A 16,773-nucleotide genomic window follows, 5' to 3' on the forward strand; every position below is an offset into this window, starting at 1 on the left:
CCTTTGGAAACAGCGTGAGCGTACGGCTCGCAGCTCGGGTTATTACCAGCGCCCGTCCCAGGCCAGAAAGTTCTGCAGCAGTTGCAGGCCATTGGTATGGCTTTTTTCCGGGTGGAACTGGGTGGCGAAGACATTATCGTCGGCCACGGCGGCGGCGAAGTCGACCCCGTAGTGGCAACGCCCGGCGACGTGCTTGCCCGGGTCGGCGTAGAAACTGTGGACGAAGTAGAAACGCGCGTCCTGCTCGATGCGGTGCCACAGCGGGTGGTCGATGGTCTGCTTGACCTGATTCCAGCCCATGTGTGGCACTTTCAGGCGCTGGCCGTCGGCCTCGCGCAGTTCGTCACCGAAAAACCGTACCTGGCCGGGGAACAGCCCGAGGGCGTCGACGCCGCCATTCTCTTCGCTGTGTTCGAGCAGCATTTGCATGCCGACACAGATGCCGAGCAGGGGCTTGTCGGCGGCGACCTGGCGCACGACCTGATCCAGGCCGAGCTGGCGCAGTTCGCTCACGCAATCACGAATGGCACCGACGCCGGGCAGGATCACCCGGTCGGCGGCGAGAATCCGTTCGGCATCGCTGGTCACTTCGACCTGGCGGGCACCGACATGCTCCAGCGCCTTGGCGACCGAGTGCAGATTGCCCATGCCATAGTCGATAACGGCAACCACGGACATCAGAGGCAGCCCTTGGTCGAAGGCATCATGCCACTCATGCGCGGGTCCAGTTCCAGGGCCATGCGCAGCGCCCGGCCAAAGGCCTTGAACACCGTCTCGATCTGGTGGTGGGTGTTGACCCCCTTCAGATTGTCGATGTGCAGAGTCGCCTGGGCGTGATTGACGAATCCCTGGAAGAATTCCATGAACAGATCGACATCGAAGCCGCCGACGGTGGCACGGGTATAGGGCACATGCATGTGCAGGCCGGGGCGACCGGAGAAATCGATCACCACGCGTGACAGCGCCTCGTCCAGCGGCACATAACTGTGGCCGTAGCGGCAGATGCCCTTCTTGTCACCGATTGCCTTGGCGAAGGCCTGGCCGAGGGTGATGCCGACGTCCTCGACGGTGTGGTGATCGTCGATGTGCAGGTCGCCGCGGCAGTGGATGTTGAGGTCGATCAGACCGTGTCGGGCGATCTGGTCGAGCATGTGCTCAAGGAAGGGCACGCCGATATCCAGGTCCGCCTGGCCGGTGCCATCGAGGTTGATGGACACCTTGACCTGGGTTTCCAGGGTATTGCGCTCGACGCTGGCCTTACGCTCAGCCATGGCAGTTCTCCGCTGAATAATCTATCAAGGGCGTGCATTATACGGTTTGCGCCGGATAGGGGCTACTGGCGGGCCGATCAGGATTGACTATCAGGGGGACAGAGCAGACCAATGGTGGATGTCGAGGTGGTGGTAGTGGGAGCCGGGGTGGTCGGGTTGGCGATTGCCCAGTGCCTGGCTGCTGCTGGGCGCGAGGTGCTGGTGCTGGAGCGTGAGCCCTGGCCGGGGCAGCACGCCTCTAGTCGCAACAGCGAGGTGATCCATGCCGGGATCTACTACCCGCCAGGTTCGCTCAAGGCCCGCTTGTGCCGCGAGGGGCGTGATCTGCTGTATGCCTGGTGTATCGAGCGTGGGGTGGAGCATCAGCGGATCGGCAAGCTGCTGGTGGCGGTTGAGGAGAACGAGTGTCCGGCGTTGGCGCGGCTGCAGGCCAATGCGCGGGCCAACGGAGTCGAGCTGCAAGCGCTGAGCGGTGCCGAGGTGCTGGCGCTGGAACCGGAATTGCGGGCGGTGGCTGGGTTGTTTTCGCCGCTGACCGGCATCATCGACAGTCACGCCCTGTTGCAGTCGTTCGAGACTGCACTGCAGCAAGGCGGTGGTCAACTGAGCCTTAATACCGAGGTCAGACGCTTGCACCCTCAGGCAGATGGCTGGCAGGTTGAGGGCGACAGCGCAGGCCAGGCCTTTAGCCTGCGCTGTCGCTGGCTGATCAACAGTGCCGGGATCTTTGCCCAGGCGCTGACTCGGAGCATTGACGTCGAGCTGCGAACCGTACCGGCCTTGCACCTGTGTCAGGGGCGTTATTTCAGTTACAGCGGCCGTTCACCCTTTCGTCATCTGGTCTATCCAATGCCAGAGGTCAACACCGCCGGGCTGGGGGTGCATGCGACGCTGGATCTGGGCGGGCAACTGCGTTTCGGCCCGGATGTGCGCTATGTCGATAGCCTTGATTATCGGGTTGATCCGCAGCTGCGCGAGCAGTTTGCCAGGGCCGTGCAGCGCTATTGGCCTGGCTGCCAGGCCGAGCGCCTGCAGCCGGGTTATGCCGGTGTCCGCGCCAAGCTGTCCGGGGCCGGGGAACCGGCTGCCGATTTCATTCTCCAAGGTCCTGCCGAGCATGGCCTGGCCGGGCTGATCAACCTGTTCGGTATCGAGTCACCGGGGCTGACCGCCAGCCTGGCCATCGCCAATGAGGTCGCGGTCCGGCTCGGCAGGCTTTAAGCTAGGCTGAATCTAAAGCAAACATAGCTGCACGAAAGTCAATTTAGCTCGGTTGCCGCTGACCTGTTCTGGACCGTTAGATGCCAGGGATGGCATCTACGAGCCCCCAGGGACGGGTTCACGGCGTGTCCAGAACAGGTCAGCGGCAACTGAGCCAACACGGAACTCATCGAGTCAGTGTTTACCTAGCAACCAAGGAGAGAGCGATGAAGTCGCTGGCCAAACTGATAGGTCTGGTGGTGTTCGGGGTAGTGGTACTGGCGGTCGGGATTCTGTTTTTCCTGACCCGGATGTTCGACCCGAACGACTACAAGGAACACATCCAGCAAGCCGCACGGGACAAGGCCAGTGTCGAGCTGACCCTGGGCGGAGATATTGGCTGGTCGCTGTTCCCCTGGCTGGGTATCGAGCTCAAGGATGTTGGCGTTGCGCCGTTGCATGATCCTGATCAGCCCTTGGCCCAGGTTGGTTCACTGGGGCTGGGCGTTGAAGTTCTGCCGCTGCTGCGTCGGCAGTTGCGTATGAGCGACGTGATCCTCGACAGCGTCAGTCTCAATCTGATCAAGGATGCCGACGGCAAGGGCAACTGGGAGTCCATCGGTCAGTCGGCCGAGTCGCCCGCGCGCACGCCACAACCGCCAGCCGAGACCGAGCCGCCAGCCCGTCAGCCAGCGCCGCAGACCACTGCAGGCGAGCTGGATATTTCCATCGAAAGTGTGCGCATTACCAATGCGCGGATTCACTACGAAGACCGCCAGAGTGGTGAGCGCCTGCAGTTCGAGGATGTCAACCTGAGTACCGGGGCACTGGTCGAAGGTCAGCCGTTCGATCTGGCCTTTCTTGGGCTGATGCTCACCGAGCAGCCGGTCATGCGCACCCGCATCGATCTCAAGGGGGTAGCGCAGTTCGATCTGGGGCTCAAGCGTTACCAGCTTGAGGCGCTTAATCTCAAGATCGACGCCAGTGGTGAGCCGTTCTCCGGGCGGGCGGTCAGTCTGCAGTTGCAGGGTGATGCGCTGGTCGACCTGGCTGCCCAGGTGGCGGAGCTGAACCAGATGCGCCTGAGCCTGGCCGACATGCGCGCCACCGGGCAACTGCGGGCCAGTGAGCTGGACAAAGCCTTGAAGCTCGGTGGCCAGCTCGATGTGGCCGAATTCAATGCCCGCGAGTTGCTGCGCTCGCTCGGCCAGGAGGTGCCGGAAACTGCCGACCCGCGAGCACTGGAAAAAGTGGCTCTGACTGCACGACTCAATGGCAGCAGCAACAGCCTGATGCTGGAGCAGCTCAAGCTGGTGCTCGATGGCACCGAACTCAGTGGCAGTTTGGGAGTAGCTGACTTCGAGCGGCAGGCCCTGCGCTTTCAACTGACGGGCAACCAGTTGAATATCGACAACTACCTGCCGCCGAGTGAGAAGCCCACAACCTCGGCGGCCCCGGCCGGACGCCCGGGTGGCAGCAGTTCGACGGCTGAGCCCGAGCCCTGGAGCGATGAGCCGGTATTGCCGCTTGAGTTGCTGGCGCGGCTGGATGTCGATGGCAGCCTGGATCTGCAGCAGGTGCGTCTGACCGAGCTGGATATCGCGCCGTTCAAGGCGGCTGTGGTGGCCCGCAATGGCCGGGTCCGGTTGAATAATCTTGAGGGCGGGGTGTTTGGTGGCCAGTTCAAGGCTTCGGCTGAGATCGATACCCGCCAGACGCCGGTCAGCCTGAGTGTCAGCAAGCAGTTGACCGGTATGGACTCGCTGGCGGTGCAACGTGCCTATGAGGTCGCCGAACAGTTTCGCGGCCGGCTGGACCTGACCCTTGAGGCGCGCTCAAGCGGCAACAGCATCAAGCGCTGGATCGAAACCATGAACGGTAATGCCCGTTTCAGTGTCAGCGACGGTGCTCTGCTCGGGGTCAATCTTGAGCAGCAGTTGTGCCGGGCCATTGCCCTGGCCAACCGGCGCAGTCTGAGCGAAGCGCATGGCAGCGAAGATACCCCGTTCCGCAGCCTGAACGGCAGCTTCCGGATCGTCAGCGGTAAGGTCAGCGGTGATGATCTGGTCGCCGCGCTGCCGGGTATCCAGGTCAAGGGCCGGGGCGATATCGATCTGCCGCCGCAGCGTCTGGACTATCGCCTGGGGCTGTTGCTGGAGGGCGATACCCGGGAAATGCCGGATCCGGCCTGCCAGGTCAATCAGCGCTATGTTGGCATCGAGTGGCCAGTGCGCTGCCGTGGCTATCTGCATAATGCCGCCAGCAGTTGCAACGTGGATACCGATGGTGTGGCCCAGATTGCTGCCCGGTTGGTGGGCAGTGAGGCACAGCGCAAGGTTGAGGAGCGTCTGCAGGAGCGCCTGGGCGATCAGGCCCCGGCCGTGCGCGAGACCATTCGCGGGCTGTTCAACCGGTGAGTCCTGAAGCTTTTTCCCAGGCGGTATTGCAGTGGTACGACAGCCACGGGCGCAAGGATCTGCCCTGGCAGCAGGGGATTACCCCGTATCGGGTCTGGGTGTCGGAGATCATGCTGCAGCAGACCCAGGTGGCGACGGTGATCCCCTATTTCGAGCGCTTCATGCAGGTGCTGCCGGATGTGTTCGCCCTGGCCGCCGCGCCGGCTGACGAGGTGCTGCATCTGTGGACCGGGCTTGGCTACTACAGTCGGGCGCGTAACCTGCACAAGGCCGCGCAGCTGGTGGTGCAGCAGCATGACGGCGTGTTTCCGCACGACCTGGAGGCCCTGACTGAGCTGCCGGGGATCGGCCGCTCCACGGCCGGCGCCATCGCCAGCCTGAGCATGGGGTTGCGCGCGCCGATTCTGGACGGCAACGTCAAGCGGGTGCTGGCGCGTTATCACGCGGTCGAGGGTTGGCCTGGTGAAACCCGGGTGCAGGCCCAGTTGTGGCAGTTGGCCGAACGCTATACGCCGCAGCAACGGGTCAATCACTACACCCAGGCGATGATGGATCTGGGGGCCACGCTCTGTACCCGCAGCAAGCCGATGTGCCTAGTGTGTCCGCTGCAAGCTGGCTGTCAGGCCCGAGTGCTTGGTCAGCCTACGGCTTATCCGCACTCCAAGCCGCGCAAGGCATTGCCGGTGCGCCAATGTGTAATGCCGCTGCTGGTCAATTCGGGTGGTGACATCTGGCTTGAGCGACGCCCCGATTCGGGGCTCTGGGGTGGGCTTTGGTGCCCGCCTCAGCTCGATGATGGTGCACAGTTGGCTGACTGGCTCCAGCAACGTGGCTGGCAGGCTGGTGAGCCTGCGGTGCTGGAGCCGCTGCGCCACACCTTCAGTCATTTCCACCTGGATATACAGCCTCTGTTGTTGCAGGTCGGGCCTGGCGCTGGCGTGGCCGAGGGCGGGCAGGTCTGGTATAACCTGCGCCAACCGTCCCGCCTGGGCCTGGCCGCACCGGTCAAGAAACTGCTCAAACGGGTCGCCCCGCTGATCGACAAGGCTTGAGAGGAGTCTTCACATGACACGCACCGTGATGTGCCGCAAATACAAGCAGGAGCTGCCGGGTCTGGACCGGCCGCCGTATCCAGGGCCCAAGGGCGAGGCAATCTATCAGGACGTGTCCAAGCGTGCCTGGGACGAGTGGACCGCCCATCAGACCATGCTGATCAACGAGCGGCGGCTGAACATGATGGATCCGGAGGATCGCAAGTTCATCCAGCAGGAGATGGAGAAATTCCTGTCCGGGGAAGAGTACGCCCAGGCTGAGGGCTATGTGCCGCCAACCGAGTGATTCTGCTAAGCGGCTGAAAAAATAAAATATTTTTGTCCGGCCCGCTTGACAGTTCTAAGCATAAACCGTTTAATAGCGGCCCTGTCGCCCAGGTAGCTCAGTTGGTAGAGCAGGGGATTGAAAATCCCCGTGTCGGCGGTTCGATTCCGTCCCTGGGCACCATGATTAAAAAGCCCGCTGGCCTTGCCAGCGGGCTTTTTTTATTGCCATGGATCAGCGTTCACCATGCTGGCCTGTTTAATCTGGAAAGACTTTTGCATGCAAATTCGAGACATGACCCGATCAGGGTTCTTGGTCATGTCGGGAGCCTGTGCTAGTTTTGCCGGATGACAGGAAGATTGCAGAAGGAACTGTCGGTCAGCCGGCACCGGGTTCCGGTTCAATGAACATGACGCCAACGGCGTCCGACTGGATAACGACAAGTGACACCCCCTGCTCTGGAAGTACGTAACCTGCATAAACGCTACGGCGACCTTGAAGTACTCAAGGGCGTCGATCTGATCGCCCGGGACGGTGACGTGATCTCGATCCTGGGCTCATCCGGCTCCGGCAAGAGCACCCTGTTGCGTTGCATCAATCTGCTGGAGAACCCCCATGCCGGGCAGATCTTTGTTGCCGGCGAGGAACTCAAGCTCAAGTCTGGCAAGGATGGCGCACTGGTTGCCGCCGACAACAAGCAGATCAATCGCCTGCGTGCGCGGGTCGGCTTCGTGTTTCAGAGCTTCAACCTGTGGCCGCACATGAGCATTCTCGACAACATCATCGAGGCGCCGCGCCGGGTGTTGGGGCAGTCCAAGGCCGATGCGATTGCCGCCGCCGAGGTGTTCCTGGAAAAGGTCGGCATTGCCGACAAGCGTCATGCCTTTCCGGCCCAGTTGTCTGGCGGTCAGCAGCAACGGGCAGCGATCGCCCGGACCCTGGCCATGCAACCACGGGTGATCCTGTTTGATGAACCGACCTCGGCACTTGACCCGGAAATGGTCAACGAAGTGCTGTCAGTGATTCGGGCGCTGGCCGACGAGGGGCGTACTATGCTGTTGGTGACTCATGAAATGGGCTTTGCCCGCCAGGTGTCCAGTCAGGTGGTATTTCTGCACAAGGGGCAGGTCGAGGAAATCGGCACCCCGGAGCAAGTGTTCGAGCATCCGAAATCGGAGCGCTGCAAGCAGTTCATGTCCAGCCATAGGTAAGGAGCAATACCGATGAAAAGCTATAAGAAGATCCTGATGGCCGCTGCGGCCGCCGTGTTTATCAGCGCTCCGGCGCTGGCTGCCGAGAAACTGCGGATCGGTACCGAAGGTGCCTACCCTCCCTTCAACCTGATCGACAGCAGTGGCAACGTGGTTGGCTTCGATATCGATATCGCCATGGCCCTGTGCGAGAAGATGGAAGTTGAGTGCAGCATTGTTACCTCGGACTGGGATGGCATCATTCCGGCACTGAACACCCGCCGCTTCGACTTCCTGGTCGCTTCCATGTCGATTACCGACGAGCGCAAGCAGGCCGTTGATTTCACCGAGCCCTACTACACCAACAAGCTGCAGTTTGTTGCTCCCAAGTCGTCCGACTTCCAGACCGACGAGGCCAGCCTCAAGGGCAAGACCATTGGTGCCCAGCGGGCGACCATCGCTGGTCAGTGGCTGGAAGACAACCTGGCCGGAGTGGTCAATATCCGCCTGTACGACACCCAGGAGAACGCTTACCTGGATATGAGCTCCGGACGCATTGATGGTGTGCTGGCCGACAACTTCGTGCAGTACGAGTGGTTGCAGAGCGATGCTGGCGCCAACTTCGAGTTCAAGGGTGAGCCGGTCTTTGACAACGACCAGATCGGTATCGCCGTGCGCAAGGGTGATCCGCTGCGTGAGCGTCTGAACAAAGCGTTGCAGGAAATCCTCGAAGACGGAACCTACGAGCAGATCAACGCCAAGTACTTCCCCTTCAGCATTTATTGATCCGGCTGGCCGGGCCTGATGGCCCGGCCGTTCTGACGAGCGCCCATGTTCGATTTACACGGCTTTGGTCCGGCCCTGCTTGACGGGACCTGGATGACCATTCGTTTGTCCCTGGCAGCGGTTGCCCTGGGCCTGGTATTAGGCCTGCTCGGGGCCAGCGCCAAGATCTCCGACAAGATGCTGTTGCGTGGCCTGGGTGGTTTTTACACCTCGGTGGTACGCGGTGTGCCGGAAACCCTCTGGGTTCTGATGGCCTACTTCGGCACGGTGTCATCGCTGAACTGGCTGGGTAGCCATTTCGGCAATCCGGAATTCAGCTTCAGCCCCTTCGTGGCTGGCACCCTGGCCCTTGGTCTGTGTTTTGGTGCCTACGCTACCGAGGTGTTCCGCGGAGCGCTGCTGTCGATTCCGCCCGGGCAGAAGGAAGCCGGGCTGGCGCTGGGCATGTCGAATCTGCGTATTTTCTGGCGCATTACTCTGCCGCAACTGTGGCGGGTGGCGTTGCCGGGGCTGGGCAACCTGTATCTGATCCTGCTCAAGGATACCGCACTGGTTTCGTTGATTACGCTCAATGAACTGATGCGCCAGGCGCGTATTGCCGGGCAGGCGACCCGTGAGCCCTTTACCTTCTTCTTTGCCGCCGCGCTGATCTATCTGGCGCTGACGGTGATTATCATGATTGCGCTGCACTGGTTCGAGCGTCGCGCCAACCGTGGCTTTGTGAGGACTGAGCTATGAGCTGGCTGGAGCGTTGGGAACTGGTCGTGCGCTGGTGGCCGCAGCTGTGGAGCGGCGCCCTGATGACCCTGGAGCTGGTCGGCCTGGCAGTGGTGCTGGGGCTGATTCTGGCCATCCCGCTGGGGCTGGCGCGGGCCTCACGGCACTGGTATGTGCGCGTGCTGCCCTACAGCTACATCTTTTTCTTCCGTGGCACGCCGCTGCTGCTGCAACTGTTTCTGGTCTATTACGGCCTGTCGCAGTTCGAGGCGGTGCGCCAGAGCATATTCTGGCCCTACCTGCGTGAGCCCTACTGGTGTGCGCTGATCACCATGACCCTGCACACCACCGCCTATATCGCGGAAATCCTGCGTGGCGCGATTCAGGCCGTGCCGCCGGGCGAGGTTGAGGCCGCGCGGGCTCTGGGCATGTCGCGGCGTCAGGCCCTGCAGTACATCATTCTGCCGCGCGCCATCCGCATCGGCCTGCCAGCCTACGGCAACGAAGTGATCCTGATGCTCAAGGCCAGCGCGGTGGTCTACATGATCACCCTGATGGACATCATGGGCACCGTCCAGACCATCAATTCGCGGACCTACCAGTATGAGCTGTTCTATCTGGTCGCTGGTCTGATGTATCTGGTCATCACCCTGGCCTTCACCCAGGTGTTCAAGCTGATCGAGCGCTGGCTGAAAGTGGACGCCAGCCGCCGGCGCTAAGATCTCATGGACTTTGCGGCCCGGTTCGCCGCACTGGACGCTTGGCTGTGTGAACACCAGGCGCTCTGGCGAGCCAAACCCTTCACCCAACTGACTCTAGCCTGGGAAGCCGACTGGCCGGCATTGGCCGCCTGGTTGCGTGAGCGCAGCCTGGAGCAGGCCGAGCGCGAGCACAATCAGCCCTGGCAGTTGTCGGCACCTGCACCTTTTCCTGCTTTGGCTGCCCAGGCACAGGCCCTGAGTGCGGTCGAAGACTGGAGCGGTGCCGTTGTGGCCGAATTGCCGGAACTGCTGTCCCGGCATATCCCCGGGCGCAAATGGCAGCAAATCACGCGGTTTGCCGCTGCCAGTCGGCAGCGCTGGCAGCGCTCGCCCAGCCACTGGCTTGACTGGTGCGCCGGTAAAGGTCATCTGGGACGCTTGCTGGCCTGGCAAAGCGCTCTGCCGCTGACCTGTCTGGAACGAGATCCCCAGCTCAATTTTGACGGTGCAGCCATGAGTCGGCAGCAGGGCATTGCTGCCCGGCATCTGGATGCCGACGTGCTGCAACCGGCCGCCTGGCAGCAGCTGCGCCCCGAGCACAGTCTGTTGGCACTGCACGCCTGCGGTGAGTTGCACATGACGCTGCTGCGCGAAGGCGCGGCGCGCGGTTGTGCCCAACTGGCGGTCTCTCCCTGCTGCTACAACCGCATCAGCCGCAGCGAATACCAACCCATGTCGCAACGAGCGGCCCGCTCGGCTCTGCGCCTGAGCGAGGAGGACCTGCGTCTGCCACTACAGGAAACCGTGACCTCGGGCCAGCGAGTGCGGCGTCTGCGTGATCAGTCCATGGCCTGGCGCCTGGCCTTCGATCTTTGGCAGCGTCAGGCCCGAGGGGTAGACAGTTACCTCAGTACGCCCTCGCGCCCGGAGAGCGTCATGAATCAAGGCTTTGAGGCTTTTTGTCGCGACATGGCGGCACATCACCAGCTGGAGCTGCAGCCGCCAGCCTGCTGGGCTGAGCTTGAACAGCAGGGCTGGCAACGGCTGGCTGTGGTGCGCAACCTCGAATTGGTGCGGGCCCTGTTTCGTCGGCCGCTGGAAATCTGGCTGTTGCTCGACCGGGCGCTGTTTCTTCAGGAGCAGGGCTATCAGGTGCAACTGGGCCAGTTCTGCCCACCTGCGCTGACGCCGCGCAATCTGCTGATTGTTGCCGAGCGCAACTAAGCGTTTGCCAACATCCTATCACCACACTTCCCACGGCTTGCGCACAGGGTTATCCACAGGAATGGCTGGGTTGTGGTTATCCACGCTTGCTGTGTATAACTGTGTGGGTGACGTCTTGGTAACCTCGTGAAAGCCAGATATTACAAGGCTTTCAGCGCTCTGGCTGAAAAGTGATCTTTGTTGATTGTGCAGAAAAAACAAGGAGTTGAGGGGGCTTTGTCAAGCGCTTTTAGAGAAATAATTCACAACCTTGGTATGGTTGTGCATAGCCTCCTGAAGTCGCAGAAAACCGGTCTGTGGCTTTACACCGACCGCAGTCCCTATATAATGCATCCCGCGCCGGTATAGCTCAGCTGGTAGAGCAACTGACTTGTAATCAGTAGGTCCCGGGTTCGACTCCTGGTGCCGGCACCAATTAAAACAGTAGCATAGGCTCATCGCAATGGTGGGCCTTTGTCGTTTCTGGGCCTTGGGGAACCGTTTGGGGTACCAGATCCTTTATGGAACTGAGTCGCCCGTCTTCGATTTTTTGAAACCAATTTCGCTACCTTTTCGACCTTTCTCCATCGCTCAAATCAGGTGTCATAGGGGCTCCGCAATCACCAGGAGAAAACTATGATCTTAATAACCTTTGCGCACGATCACATCCTTGGAAAGCGTAGGGGGCGATGACGTGATGATGTCTGATGAAGTGCTGAAAACGACGCAAGAGATTTGTGCAAAACTTCAGATCAGCCGACAAACCCTGTGGCGACTGCAGAAATCGCACCCAACGATGCCGGGCCTTTACATGGTTGGAAGGACAGCGCGCTGGTCCGAGCGCGAGCTGATGGAATGGCTTGGGAACGGTGTAAAACACTGAACTCGACGCCCCAGGGAAGGGGCAAACCTGACAGGACGTAAAGACTGCCAAAAAATACTTCCGTTGTGGACGCCTCAGGGCAAAGTCAAAGGCCTACCCAGGCGTCAGCTCTTGAGGTCCTTTTCAGTGCCGTATTTCTTGTCAAGGTGCTTTGCCACATGCCAGCCGATGATGCTGACCAGTGTGAGCAGCCCCACAAGTGTAACTGTAACGTACACGATGGCCATGCCTACTCTCCTCGCTGGATTGCGCTGATTAAATTTACCACAAAGGCAGCAATCAGCATAAAGCTGCGGCAGCTAGGCAAAATGCCACAGCAATCGGGGCTTTTTTGCTATGCTAATGGCCTGGGCCGCAGGACTTTGTTGGTGACGGCTTGCCGTCGCCTCCCCCTGCGGACGTTTCATTCAGCCACCTCTTGGAGTCGTAATGAAACAACACGTGGTGGTTGAGGACTGGGATGGCGATGGCGGTATCCGGATTCCTGACGAAGTTCTGCAGGAAATGGGGCTTGGCGTTGGGGACTCGCTCTACCTGTTCGAGGAGTACATGGGCACAACACGCTGCCTAGTACTCAGCAAGACTCCTCGCAACATTAAGCCGATTGAGAGTAAGGAGGCCTTAGGCAAGGAAGAGTGAACCGATGCCCGCTGCTATGGGGTCCGGTACCTGCAGTAGCCTCTCTGCGACTTTTTGCCGTCGTACCCCACAAAGGTCGCTGTCCCGGGTTTCGTTGTGTGATGCCTGGATTGCCGTTTCTGACGCACATTTAGCTGTTCCGCACCTTACGCTCGCGAAGCAATAATACTCGCCTGCTCATAGATATGCTGACGCCACTCGGTTGGCTCCTGCACATCGATACTGGCCCCGAAACCCATTATCCACCACAGCGTTTGCTGATCGTTCGGCACGCTACCTTTCAGTTGTACCCAGCCTTCGGCATCTGGTTCGGACAGGGTTTGATCCATGCACAGCGGCGTTTCGGCTAGCAGCCAGGCCACCGCTGAAGTGATGCGTGCCACCAGTCTGACCGGCTCTTTGGCCAAGGGAAAGCCAAAGGCCCCTTGGTCTATGTAAGTCTGCACATTGAAGTCCGGGCGAGCCCGATAGAGGCGAGCGCTGGGAGTGACGTTGCGGAATCGATGCAGGGCGAACTGGCGGACATCATCATGCTCATTGACTGTTGCAAGCAGGTACGAGCTGCTGTCACGGGTCACCAGTCCCAGCGGGTGCAGGGTGAAGTTCTTAACCTCACCTTTGACGCGGCTCAGGTACTCGACATCCACAGCATAACTGTTCAGCAGGGCATCGGTGAGCTGTTCCCAGATCGTTGGACTTATCTCGGCGGCTATCAATGATTTGCCATTGGGGATAGCCCGCACACGTTGGCTCCACTGCGCAAAGCCATTCGCTTGCATGCCTTCCAGATGCTTGCGTGCGCCTTGGAACTTGTAGCTGATTTTGTCCATCGCAACCTTTGGCAGAAGTCCCCGAACAGCTTCTTCGGCCAGCACCAGCGTCAGGGCCGTGACGGTATCCAATGCCGGTAGGTCACTGGTGTAGTTCCTCATGTAGCTCCATCGATAAGGTTTTTCATCCTTGCAGCAGGCTAGCGGGAAATGCTTCGCTAGCTTCTCCAGATCGCGCTGTAGTGAGCGGTCCGTCACATGATAGCCTTGTTCCTCAAGGCGCAACTGAATCGTCGTGGTGCTTAGGTTGTACGGGGAGCGAGGCAGCATCTGCAGGATTGCAAGCTGGCGGAACAGGGTGGTGCGCTGACTCATAGATTTGCTCCGGCGTAGGCGGGGTGCGACGTATTTAGTCGCATCATGCCTGTAGGCTGTCGGGCAAGGCAACCTTGGAGAACCGCAATGCATGGAAAGGCCACCATCAATTAGTTTGACCGGCTCATTTCGTGCAAGAAAGGCGAAGCTGCGCGTATCGCGCAGCCTGCCTGCAGGAACTCATGGCCGAGGTGTATGTGGCGGGGGCGGTTGGTTGAAGACACCCAGACCAAATAACGCCACAAGATCGCTCTGGATTGCTTCCCTTTGCCACTAATCTGAAGCATCATCGTGCCAGTAATGATGAGATAACTAAAAGACACGGACCGTTGGTGTAGCGCCTTCTAGACCGGTTATGTGTCGCTGCAGAAGTAAAAGGATGCCCCATGCAAGCCGCCCTCTACGCCCCAGGCGCCCGTGTTGTAATTCGTGACTGTGAGTGGATCGTCCGCCGGGCGGATGCCAGCGATGATGGCGGCTATATCCTCACCGTGGATGGCTTGTCCGAGCTGGTCACCGGCAAAAGTGCCCGCTTTCTCACCCGCCTGGAAGAACAGGCAGACGCCATTCGCGTGCTCGACCCGGCAGAAACCCGCTTTGAACAGGATCTGAGTCCCGGCTTTGAAAAAAGCCGCTTGTTTATCGAAACCCAGTTGCGCCAGATCACCCCGGCAGATGACAAGATCCACCTCGGCCACAAAGCCGCCATGGACCCGGTTCCCTACCAACTGGACCCGGCGCTGCAGGCCCTCAAACAGAATCGCCAACGCATATTGATTGCCGATGCCGTGGGCCTGGGTAAAACCCTCGAAGCCGGCATCCTGATGACCGAGCTGATGCGTCGTGGCCGCGGCAAGCGGATTCTGGTACTGACCCTGAAAAGCATGATGACCCAGTTCCAGAAGGAAATGTGGAATCGCTTCACCATCCCGCTCACCCGACTGGACTCCGCCGGCCTGCAGCGCGTGCGCAACCACATACCCGGCAATCACAACCCGTTCTACTACTACGACAAGTCGATCATCTCCATCGACACCCTCAAGCAGGACAACGAATACCGTCGCCATCTGGAACAGGCCTACTGGGACATTATCGTCATCGACGAGGCACACAACGTTGCCGAGCGCGGCAGCAGTTCCCAGCGCGCCCAGCTGGCACAACTGCTGGCCGGGCGTTCCGACACCCTGATCATGCTCTCGGCCACACCCCACGACGGCAAGGCAAAAAGCTTCGCCAGCCTGATGAACATGCTCGACCCCACGGCCATTTCTGACCCGGACGACTACGCCAGGGAAGACTTTCGTGACAAGGGACTGGTGATCCGCCGCTTCAAGAAGGACATCCGCGATCAGGTGCAGCAGGAGTTCAAGGAGCGACAGGTCAACGACATCTACCTGAAGGCCAGTCTGGAAGAAGAGGCCGCCTACCAGGCCCTGCTGGAGGTGCCCTTTACCTATCGGGGTGAGCACAATGCCGAACGTAATGGCCAACTGGTGCGTATCGGCCTGCAAAAAGCCATTTTCAGCTCACCGGCCGCCGCAGAAGTGTCGGTCCGGCAGCGCATCAAAAAGCTGACCGGCAATGCCAACCCCAGTGCAGACGAACAGCAGGAAGTGCAGGCCCTGCACAGCCTGCTGCTGGCCCTGCGCAACATCACCCCGGCCAGCTTCCACAAATACCGGGATTTGCTCAAGCTGCTCAGCAGCAGGGAGTACGGCTGGAAGAAAACCGACACCGACGACCGTCTGGTGATCTTCAGCGAGCGCATCGAAACCCTCAACTGGCTGCATGGCCAACTGCAGGGCGACCTCAATCTGAAAGATGATGCCATCCGTATTCTGCATGGCGGCATGGGCGACATCGAACAGCAGGCCATTGTCGAGGACTTCGGCAAACCGGAGAGCAAGCTGCGTGTACTACTGTGTTCCGACGTCGCCAGCGAAGGCATCAACCTGCATTACCTGTCGCACCGGCTGGTGCACTTCGATCTGCCCTGGTCGCTGATGGTGTTCCAGCAGCGCAATGGACGGGTAGACCGATATGGCCAGGAACACACGCCGATCATCACCTACCTGATCAACCAGAGCGATAACCCCAAGGTGCGCGGCGACCAGCGCATACTGGAAATCCTCAAGGACAAGGACCAGCAGGCCTACAAGAACATCGGTGATCCGGCCACCTTTATGAAGGTGCATGATCCTGATGCCGAAGCGGCCTTGACCATGCAGGCGATGGCCGATGGCACCGATGCTGCGGCCTTTGACCAGCAATATCAGGCAGACCAGAGCAACGAAGGCGACGACCTGCTGGCGCTATTCCTCAACCCCGAGGCAGCCGCCCCGAAAACGCCCGGGCAACAGGAGCAACACACCGCTGAGCGTTACAGCCTGTTCCCCAGTGACTACGAATTTGCCCGTCAGGCGCTGGAAGCCCTCAACCGCGAGCGCAAGCAGGTCAGTTTCAGCGCCAATAACGAGCGCCAGACCCTGACCCTGACCCCGCCGGACGATCTGGACTACCGCTTTCGCTTCCTGCCACCGGAAATCAGCCCGGAGGACGGCAGCCTGGTGCTCACTGCGGACAAGCAGCGCTTTGCCGAGGAAATCCGCCGCAGCCGGCAGGACGAAAACGCCTGGCCCAAACTGCATTACCTGTGGCCCCAGCACCCGGCCATCGAATGGCTGCAGGACAAACTGCTGGCCCAGGTCGCCCGCCACAGCGCCCCGGTACTGGCATTGCCGGATACCCCACAGGTCAGCGCCGCCCTGCAACCCGGCGAAAGCGTGTTTTTACTCAGCGGTCTGATTCCCAACCGCAAGGCCCACCCGGTGATCTGGCAGTGGTTCGCCATTACCACCCGCAACGGCGCGGTGACGGGCTTGCAAGCGGCCGAAGACTGGCTGAAAACCCTGCAACTGGACAACCGGCTGCCCAACCGTGCCCAGCCAGTCAACCTCGGCCCGCTGGAAGCCCTGCGTCAGCCGGTGATTGACGCAGCCAAAGCCGCCATGCAGCAACGCCAGCAAACCTACAGTGCCGACAGCCAGCCGCGTTTGCAGCAGCAACTGGCCAGCCTGCAAGCCCTGAAAGACCGTCAGGTACGCCAGCTCGATCTGCAACTGCAGGGCTCTGGCCAGGCTGAACACTTCAAGGCCGCCCGCCGCGAAGAACGCATGAGCCGTATCGAGCGCATCTTCGAGGACTACCAGTGCTGGGTCCGCGACACCCTCAGTATCGAGCCGGTGCCCTTTATCCAAATTATCGCCGTGTTCACCCGCGAAAGCGCCTGAACCACAGGATCAAC

Annotated in this window: 16 protein-coding genes and 2 tRNA genes; 14 read left to right on the forward strand and 4 right to left on the reverse strand. The window is 60.3% G+C overall.

The features are described from left to right. Nucleotides 1-42: 42 nt before the first annotated feature. Nucleotides 43-678 carry an imidazole glycerol phosphate synthase subunit HisH gene (hisH, locus tag C2846_RS09670; RefSeq protein ID WP_119701339.1) on the reverse strand — a complete coding sequence of 212 codons (636 nt, stop codon included), beginning with the start codon at nucleotides 676-678 and terminating at the stop codon, nucleotides 43-45. Continuing rightward, complete coding sequence (gene hisB, locus C2846_RS09675) at nucleotides 678-1,271, reverse strand: imidazoleglycerol-phosphate dehydratase HisB (protein WP_080049278.1); 594 nt, start codon at nucleotides 1,269-1,271, stop codon at nucleotides 678-680. The genes hisH and hisB overlap by 1 nt, the downstream gene beginning before the upstream one ends. Before the next feature lie 111 nt (nucleotides 1,272-1,382). On the opposite strand from hisB, the gene C2846_RS09680 reads away from it, so the two are divergent. From C2846_RS09680 to C2846_RS09735, 12 genes are all read left to right on the forward strand, one after another. Continuing rightward, nucleotides 1,383-2,492 (forward strand): NAD(P)/FAD-dependent oxidoreductase, encoded by a 1,110-nt coding sequence (locus tag C2846_RS09680; RefSeq protein WP_119701340.1) that lies wholly within the window; start codon nucleotides 1,383-1,385, stop codon nucleotides 2,490-2,492. A 206-nt stretch (nucleotides 2,493-2,698) separates the two neighbouring features. Continuing rightward, nucleotides 2,699-4,888 (forward strand): AsmA family protein, encoded by a 2,190-nt coding sequence (locus tag C2846_RS09685; RefSeq protein WP_165443799.1) that lies wholly within the window; start codon nucleotides 2,699-2,701, stop codon nucleotides 4,886-4,888. Next, the gene (gene mutY, locus C2846_RS09690) at nucleotides 4,885-5,940 is read left to right on the forward strand and encodes an A/G-specific adenine glycosylase (protein ID WP_080049281.1); all 1,056 of its coding nucleotides are present in this window, start codon (nucleotides 4,885-4,887) and stop codon (nucleotides 5,938-5,940) included. The genes C2846_RS09685 and mutY overlap by 4 nt, the downstream gene beginning before the upstream one ends. A gap of 13 nt (nucleotides 5,941-5,953) precedes the next feature. Continuing rightward, nucleotides 5,954-6,226 carry an oxidative damage protection protein gene (locus tag C2846_RS09695; protein WP_080049282.1) on the forward strand — a complete coding sequence of 91 codons (273 nt, stop codon included), beginning with the start codon at nucleotides 5,954-5,956 and terminating at the stop codon, nucleotides 6,224-6,226. 86 nt (nucleotides 6,227-6,312) lie between these two features. After that, nucleotides 6,313-6,388: transfer RNA gene (locus C2846_RS09700), tRNA-Phe, on the forward strand. A 260-nt stretch (nucleotides 6,389-6,648) separates the two neighbouring features. After that, on the forward strand, nucleotides 6,649-7,416 hold the full coding sequence (locus tag C2846_RS09705; protein ID WP_080049283.1) for an ABC transporter ATP-binding protein: 768 nt from the start codon (nucleotides 6,649-6,651) through the stop codon (nucleotides 7,414-7,416). A gap of 12 nt (nucleotides 7,417-7,428) precedes the next feature. Next, nucleotides 7,429-8,181, forward strand: coding sequence for an ABC transporter substrate-binding protein (locus C2846_RS09710; protein ID WP_080049284.1), 753 nt, complete (start codon nucleotides 7,429-7,431; stop codon nucleotides 8,179-8,181). A gap of 45 nt (nucleotides 8,182-8,226) precedes the next feature. Next, nucleotides 8,227-8,919: an ABC transporter permease gene (locus tag C2846_RS09715; RefSeq protein WP_080049285.1), complete on the forward strand. Its 693-nt coding sequence runs from the start codon at nucleotides 8,227-8,229 to the stop codon at nucleotides 8,917-8,919. Beyond that, complete coding sequence (locus tag C2846_RS09720; RefSeq protein ID WP_080049286.1) at nucleotides 8,916-9,617, forward strand: ABC transporter permease; 702 nt, start codon at nucleotides 8,916-8,918, stop codon at nucleotides 9,615-9,617. Before C2846_RS09715 ends, C2846_RS09720 begins: the two co-directional genes overlap by 4 nt. A gap of 6 nt (nucleotides 9,618-9,623) precedes the next feature. After that, on the forward strand, nucleotides 9,624-10,823 hold the full coding sequence (locus tag C2846_RS09725; RefSeq protein ID WP_119701342.1) for a methyltransferase: 1,200 nt from the start codon (nucleotides 9,624-9,626) through the stop codon (nucleotides 10,821-10,823). 338 nt (nucleotides 10,824-11,161) lie between these two features. After that, nucleotides 11,162-11,237, forward strand: a tRNA-Thr gene (locus C2846_RS09730). Between the two features lie 262 nt (nucleotides 11,238-11,499). Further along, complete coding sequence (locus C2846_RS09735; RefSeq protein WP_338067866.1) at nucleotides 11,500-11,685, forward strand: helix-turn-helix transcriptional regulator; 186 nt, start codon at nucleotides 11,500-11,502, stop codon at nucleotides 11,683-11,685. Nucleotides 11,686-11,789: 104 nt separating this feature from the next. On the opposite strand, the gene C2846_RS18950 is transcribed toward C2846_RS09735, so the two are convergent. Continuing rightward, on the reverse strand, nucleotides 11,790-11,912 hold the full coding sequence (locus C2846_RS18950; RefSeq protein WP_276310925.1) for a hypothetical protein: 123 nt from the start codon (nucleotides 11,910-11,912) through the stop codon (nucleotides 11,790-11,792). Nucleotides 11,913-12,114: 202 nt separating this feature from the next. Here C2846_RS18950 and C2846_RS09740 point away from each other — a divergent pair, with 202 nt between their 5' ends. Further along, nucleotides 12,115-12,324 carry an AbrB/MazE/SpoVT family DNA-binding domain-containing protein gene (locus tag C2846_RS09740; protein WP_119701344.1) on the forward strand — a complete coding sequence of 70 codons (210 nt, stop codon included), beginning with the start codon at nucleotides 12,115-12,117 and terminating at the stop codon, nucleotides 12,322-12,324. A 146-nt stretch (nucleotides 12,325-12,470) separates the two neighbouring features. Here C2846_RS09740 and C2846_RS09745 read toward each other — a convergent pair whose 3' ends face one another. Next, nucleotides 12,471-13,469: a helix-turn-helix transcriptional regulator gene (locus tag C2846_RS09745; RefSeq protein ID WP_119701345.1), complete on the reverse strand. Its 999-nt coding sequence runs from the start codon at nucleotides 13,467-13,469 to the stop codon at nucleotides 12,471-12,473. A gap of 386 nt (nucleotides 13,470-13,855) precedes the next feature. On the opposite strand from C2846_RS09745, the gene C2846_RS09750 reads away from it, so the two are divergent. Further along, nucleotides 13,856-16,759, forward strand: coding sequence for a DEAD/DEAH box helicase (locus tag C2846_RS09750; RefSeq protein ID WP_119701346.1), 2,904 nt, complete (start codon nucleotides 13,856-13,858; stop codon nucleotides 16,757-16,759). The last annotated feature ends 14 nt before the right edge of the window (nucleotides 16,760-16,773 follow it).

The sequence above is a fragment of the Pseudomonas jilinensis genome, from assembly GCF_003586265.1.
Classification (GTDB): Bacteria; Pseudomonadota; Gammaproteobacteria; order Pseudomonadales; family Pseudomonadaceae; genus Halopseudomonas; species Halopseudomonas phragmitis.

What these genes read in the sequence shown, in the direction of transcription:
- C2846_RS09740 (WP_119701344.1), top strand. Translation starts at nt 12,115, where the DNA reads ATGAAACAACACGTGGTGGTTGAGGACTGGGATGGCGATGGCGGTATC.
- C2846_RS09720 (WP_080049286.1), top strand. Translation starts at nt 8,916, where the DNA reads ATGAGCTGGCTGGAGCGTTGGGAACTGGTCGTGCGCTGGTGGCCGCAG.
- C2846_RS09695 (WP_080049282.1), top strand. Translation starts at nt 5,954, where the DNA reads ATGACACGCACCGTGATGTGCCGCAAATACAAGCAGGAGCTGCCGGGT.
- hisB (WP_080049278.1), bottom strand. Translation starts at nt 1,271, where the DNA reads ATGGCTGAGCGTAAGGCCAGCGTCGAGCGCAATACCCTGGAAACCCAG.
- C2846_RS09710 (WP_080049284.1), top strand. Translation starts at nt 7,429, where the DNA reads ATGAAAAGCTATAAGAAGATCCTGATGGCCGCTGCGGCCGCCGTGTTT.
- C2846_RS09735 (WP_338067866.1), top strand. Translation starts at nt 11,500, where the DNA reads ATGATGTCTGATGAAGTGCTGAAAACGACGCAAGAGATTTGTGCAAAA.
- hisH (WP_119701339.1), bottom strand. Translation starts at nt 678, where the DNA reads ATGTCCGTGGTTGCCGTTATCGACTATGGCATGGGCAATCTGCACTCG.
- C2846_RS09725 (WP_119701342.1), top strand. Translation starts at nt 9,624, where the DNA reads ATGGACTTTGCGGCCCGGTTCGCCGCACTGGACGCTTGGCTGTGTGAA.
- C2846_RS09685 (WP_165443799.1), top strand. Translation starts at nt 2,699, where the DNA reads ATGAAGTCGCTGGCCAAACTGATAGGTCTGGTGGTGTTCGGGGTAGTG.
- C2846_RS09680 (WP_119701340.1), top strand. Translation starts at nt 1,383, where the DNA reads ATGGTGGATGTCGAGGTGGTGGTAGTGGGAGCCGGGGTGGTCGGGTTG.
- C2846_RS09750 (WP_119701346.1), top strand. Translation starts at nt 13,856, where the DNA reads ATGCAAGCCGCCCTCTACGCCCCAGGCGCCCGTGTTGTAATTCGTGAC.
- C2846_RS09745 (WP_119701345.1), bottom strand. Translation starts at nt 13,469, where the DNA reads ATGAGTCAGCGCACCACCCTGTTCCGCCAGCTTGCAATCCTGCAGATG.
- C2846_RS09715 (WP_080049285.1), top strand. Translation starts at nt 8,227, where the DNA reads ATGTTCGATTTACACGGCTTTGGTCCGGCCCTGCTTGACGGGACCTGG.
- C2846_RS18950 (WP_276310925.1), bottom strand. Translation starts at nt 11,912, where the DNA reads ATGGCCATCGTGTACGTTACAGTTACACTTGTGGGGCTGCTCACACTG.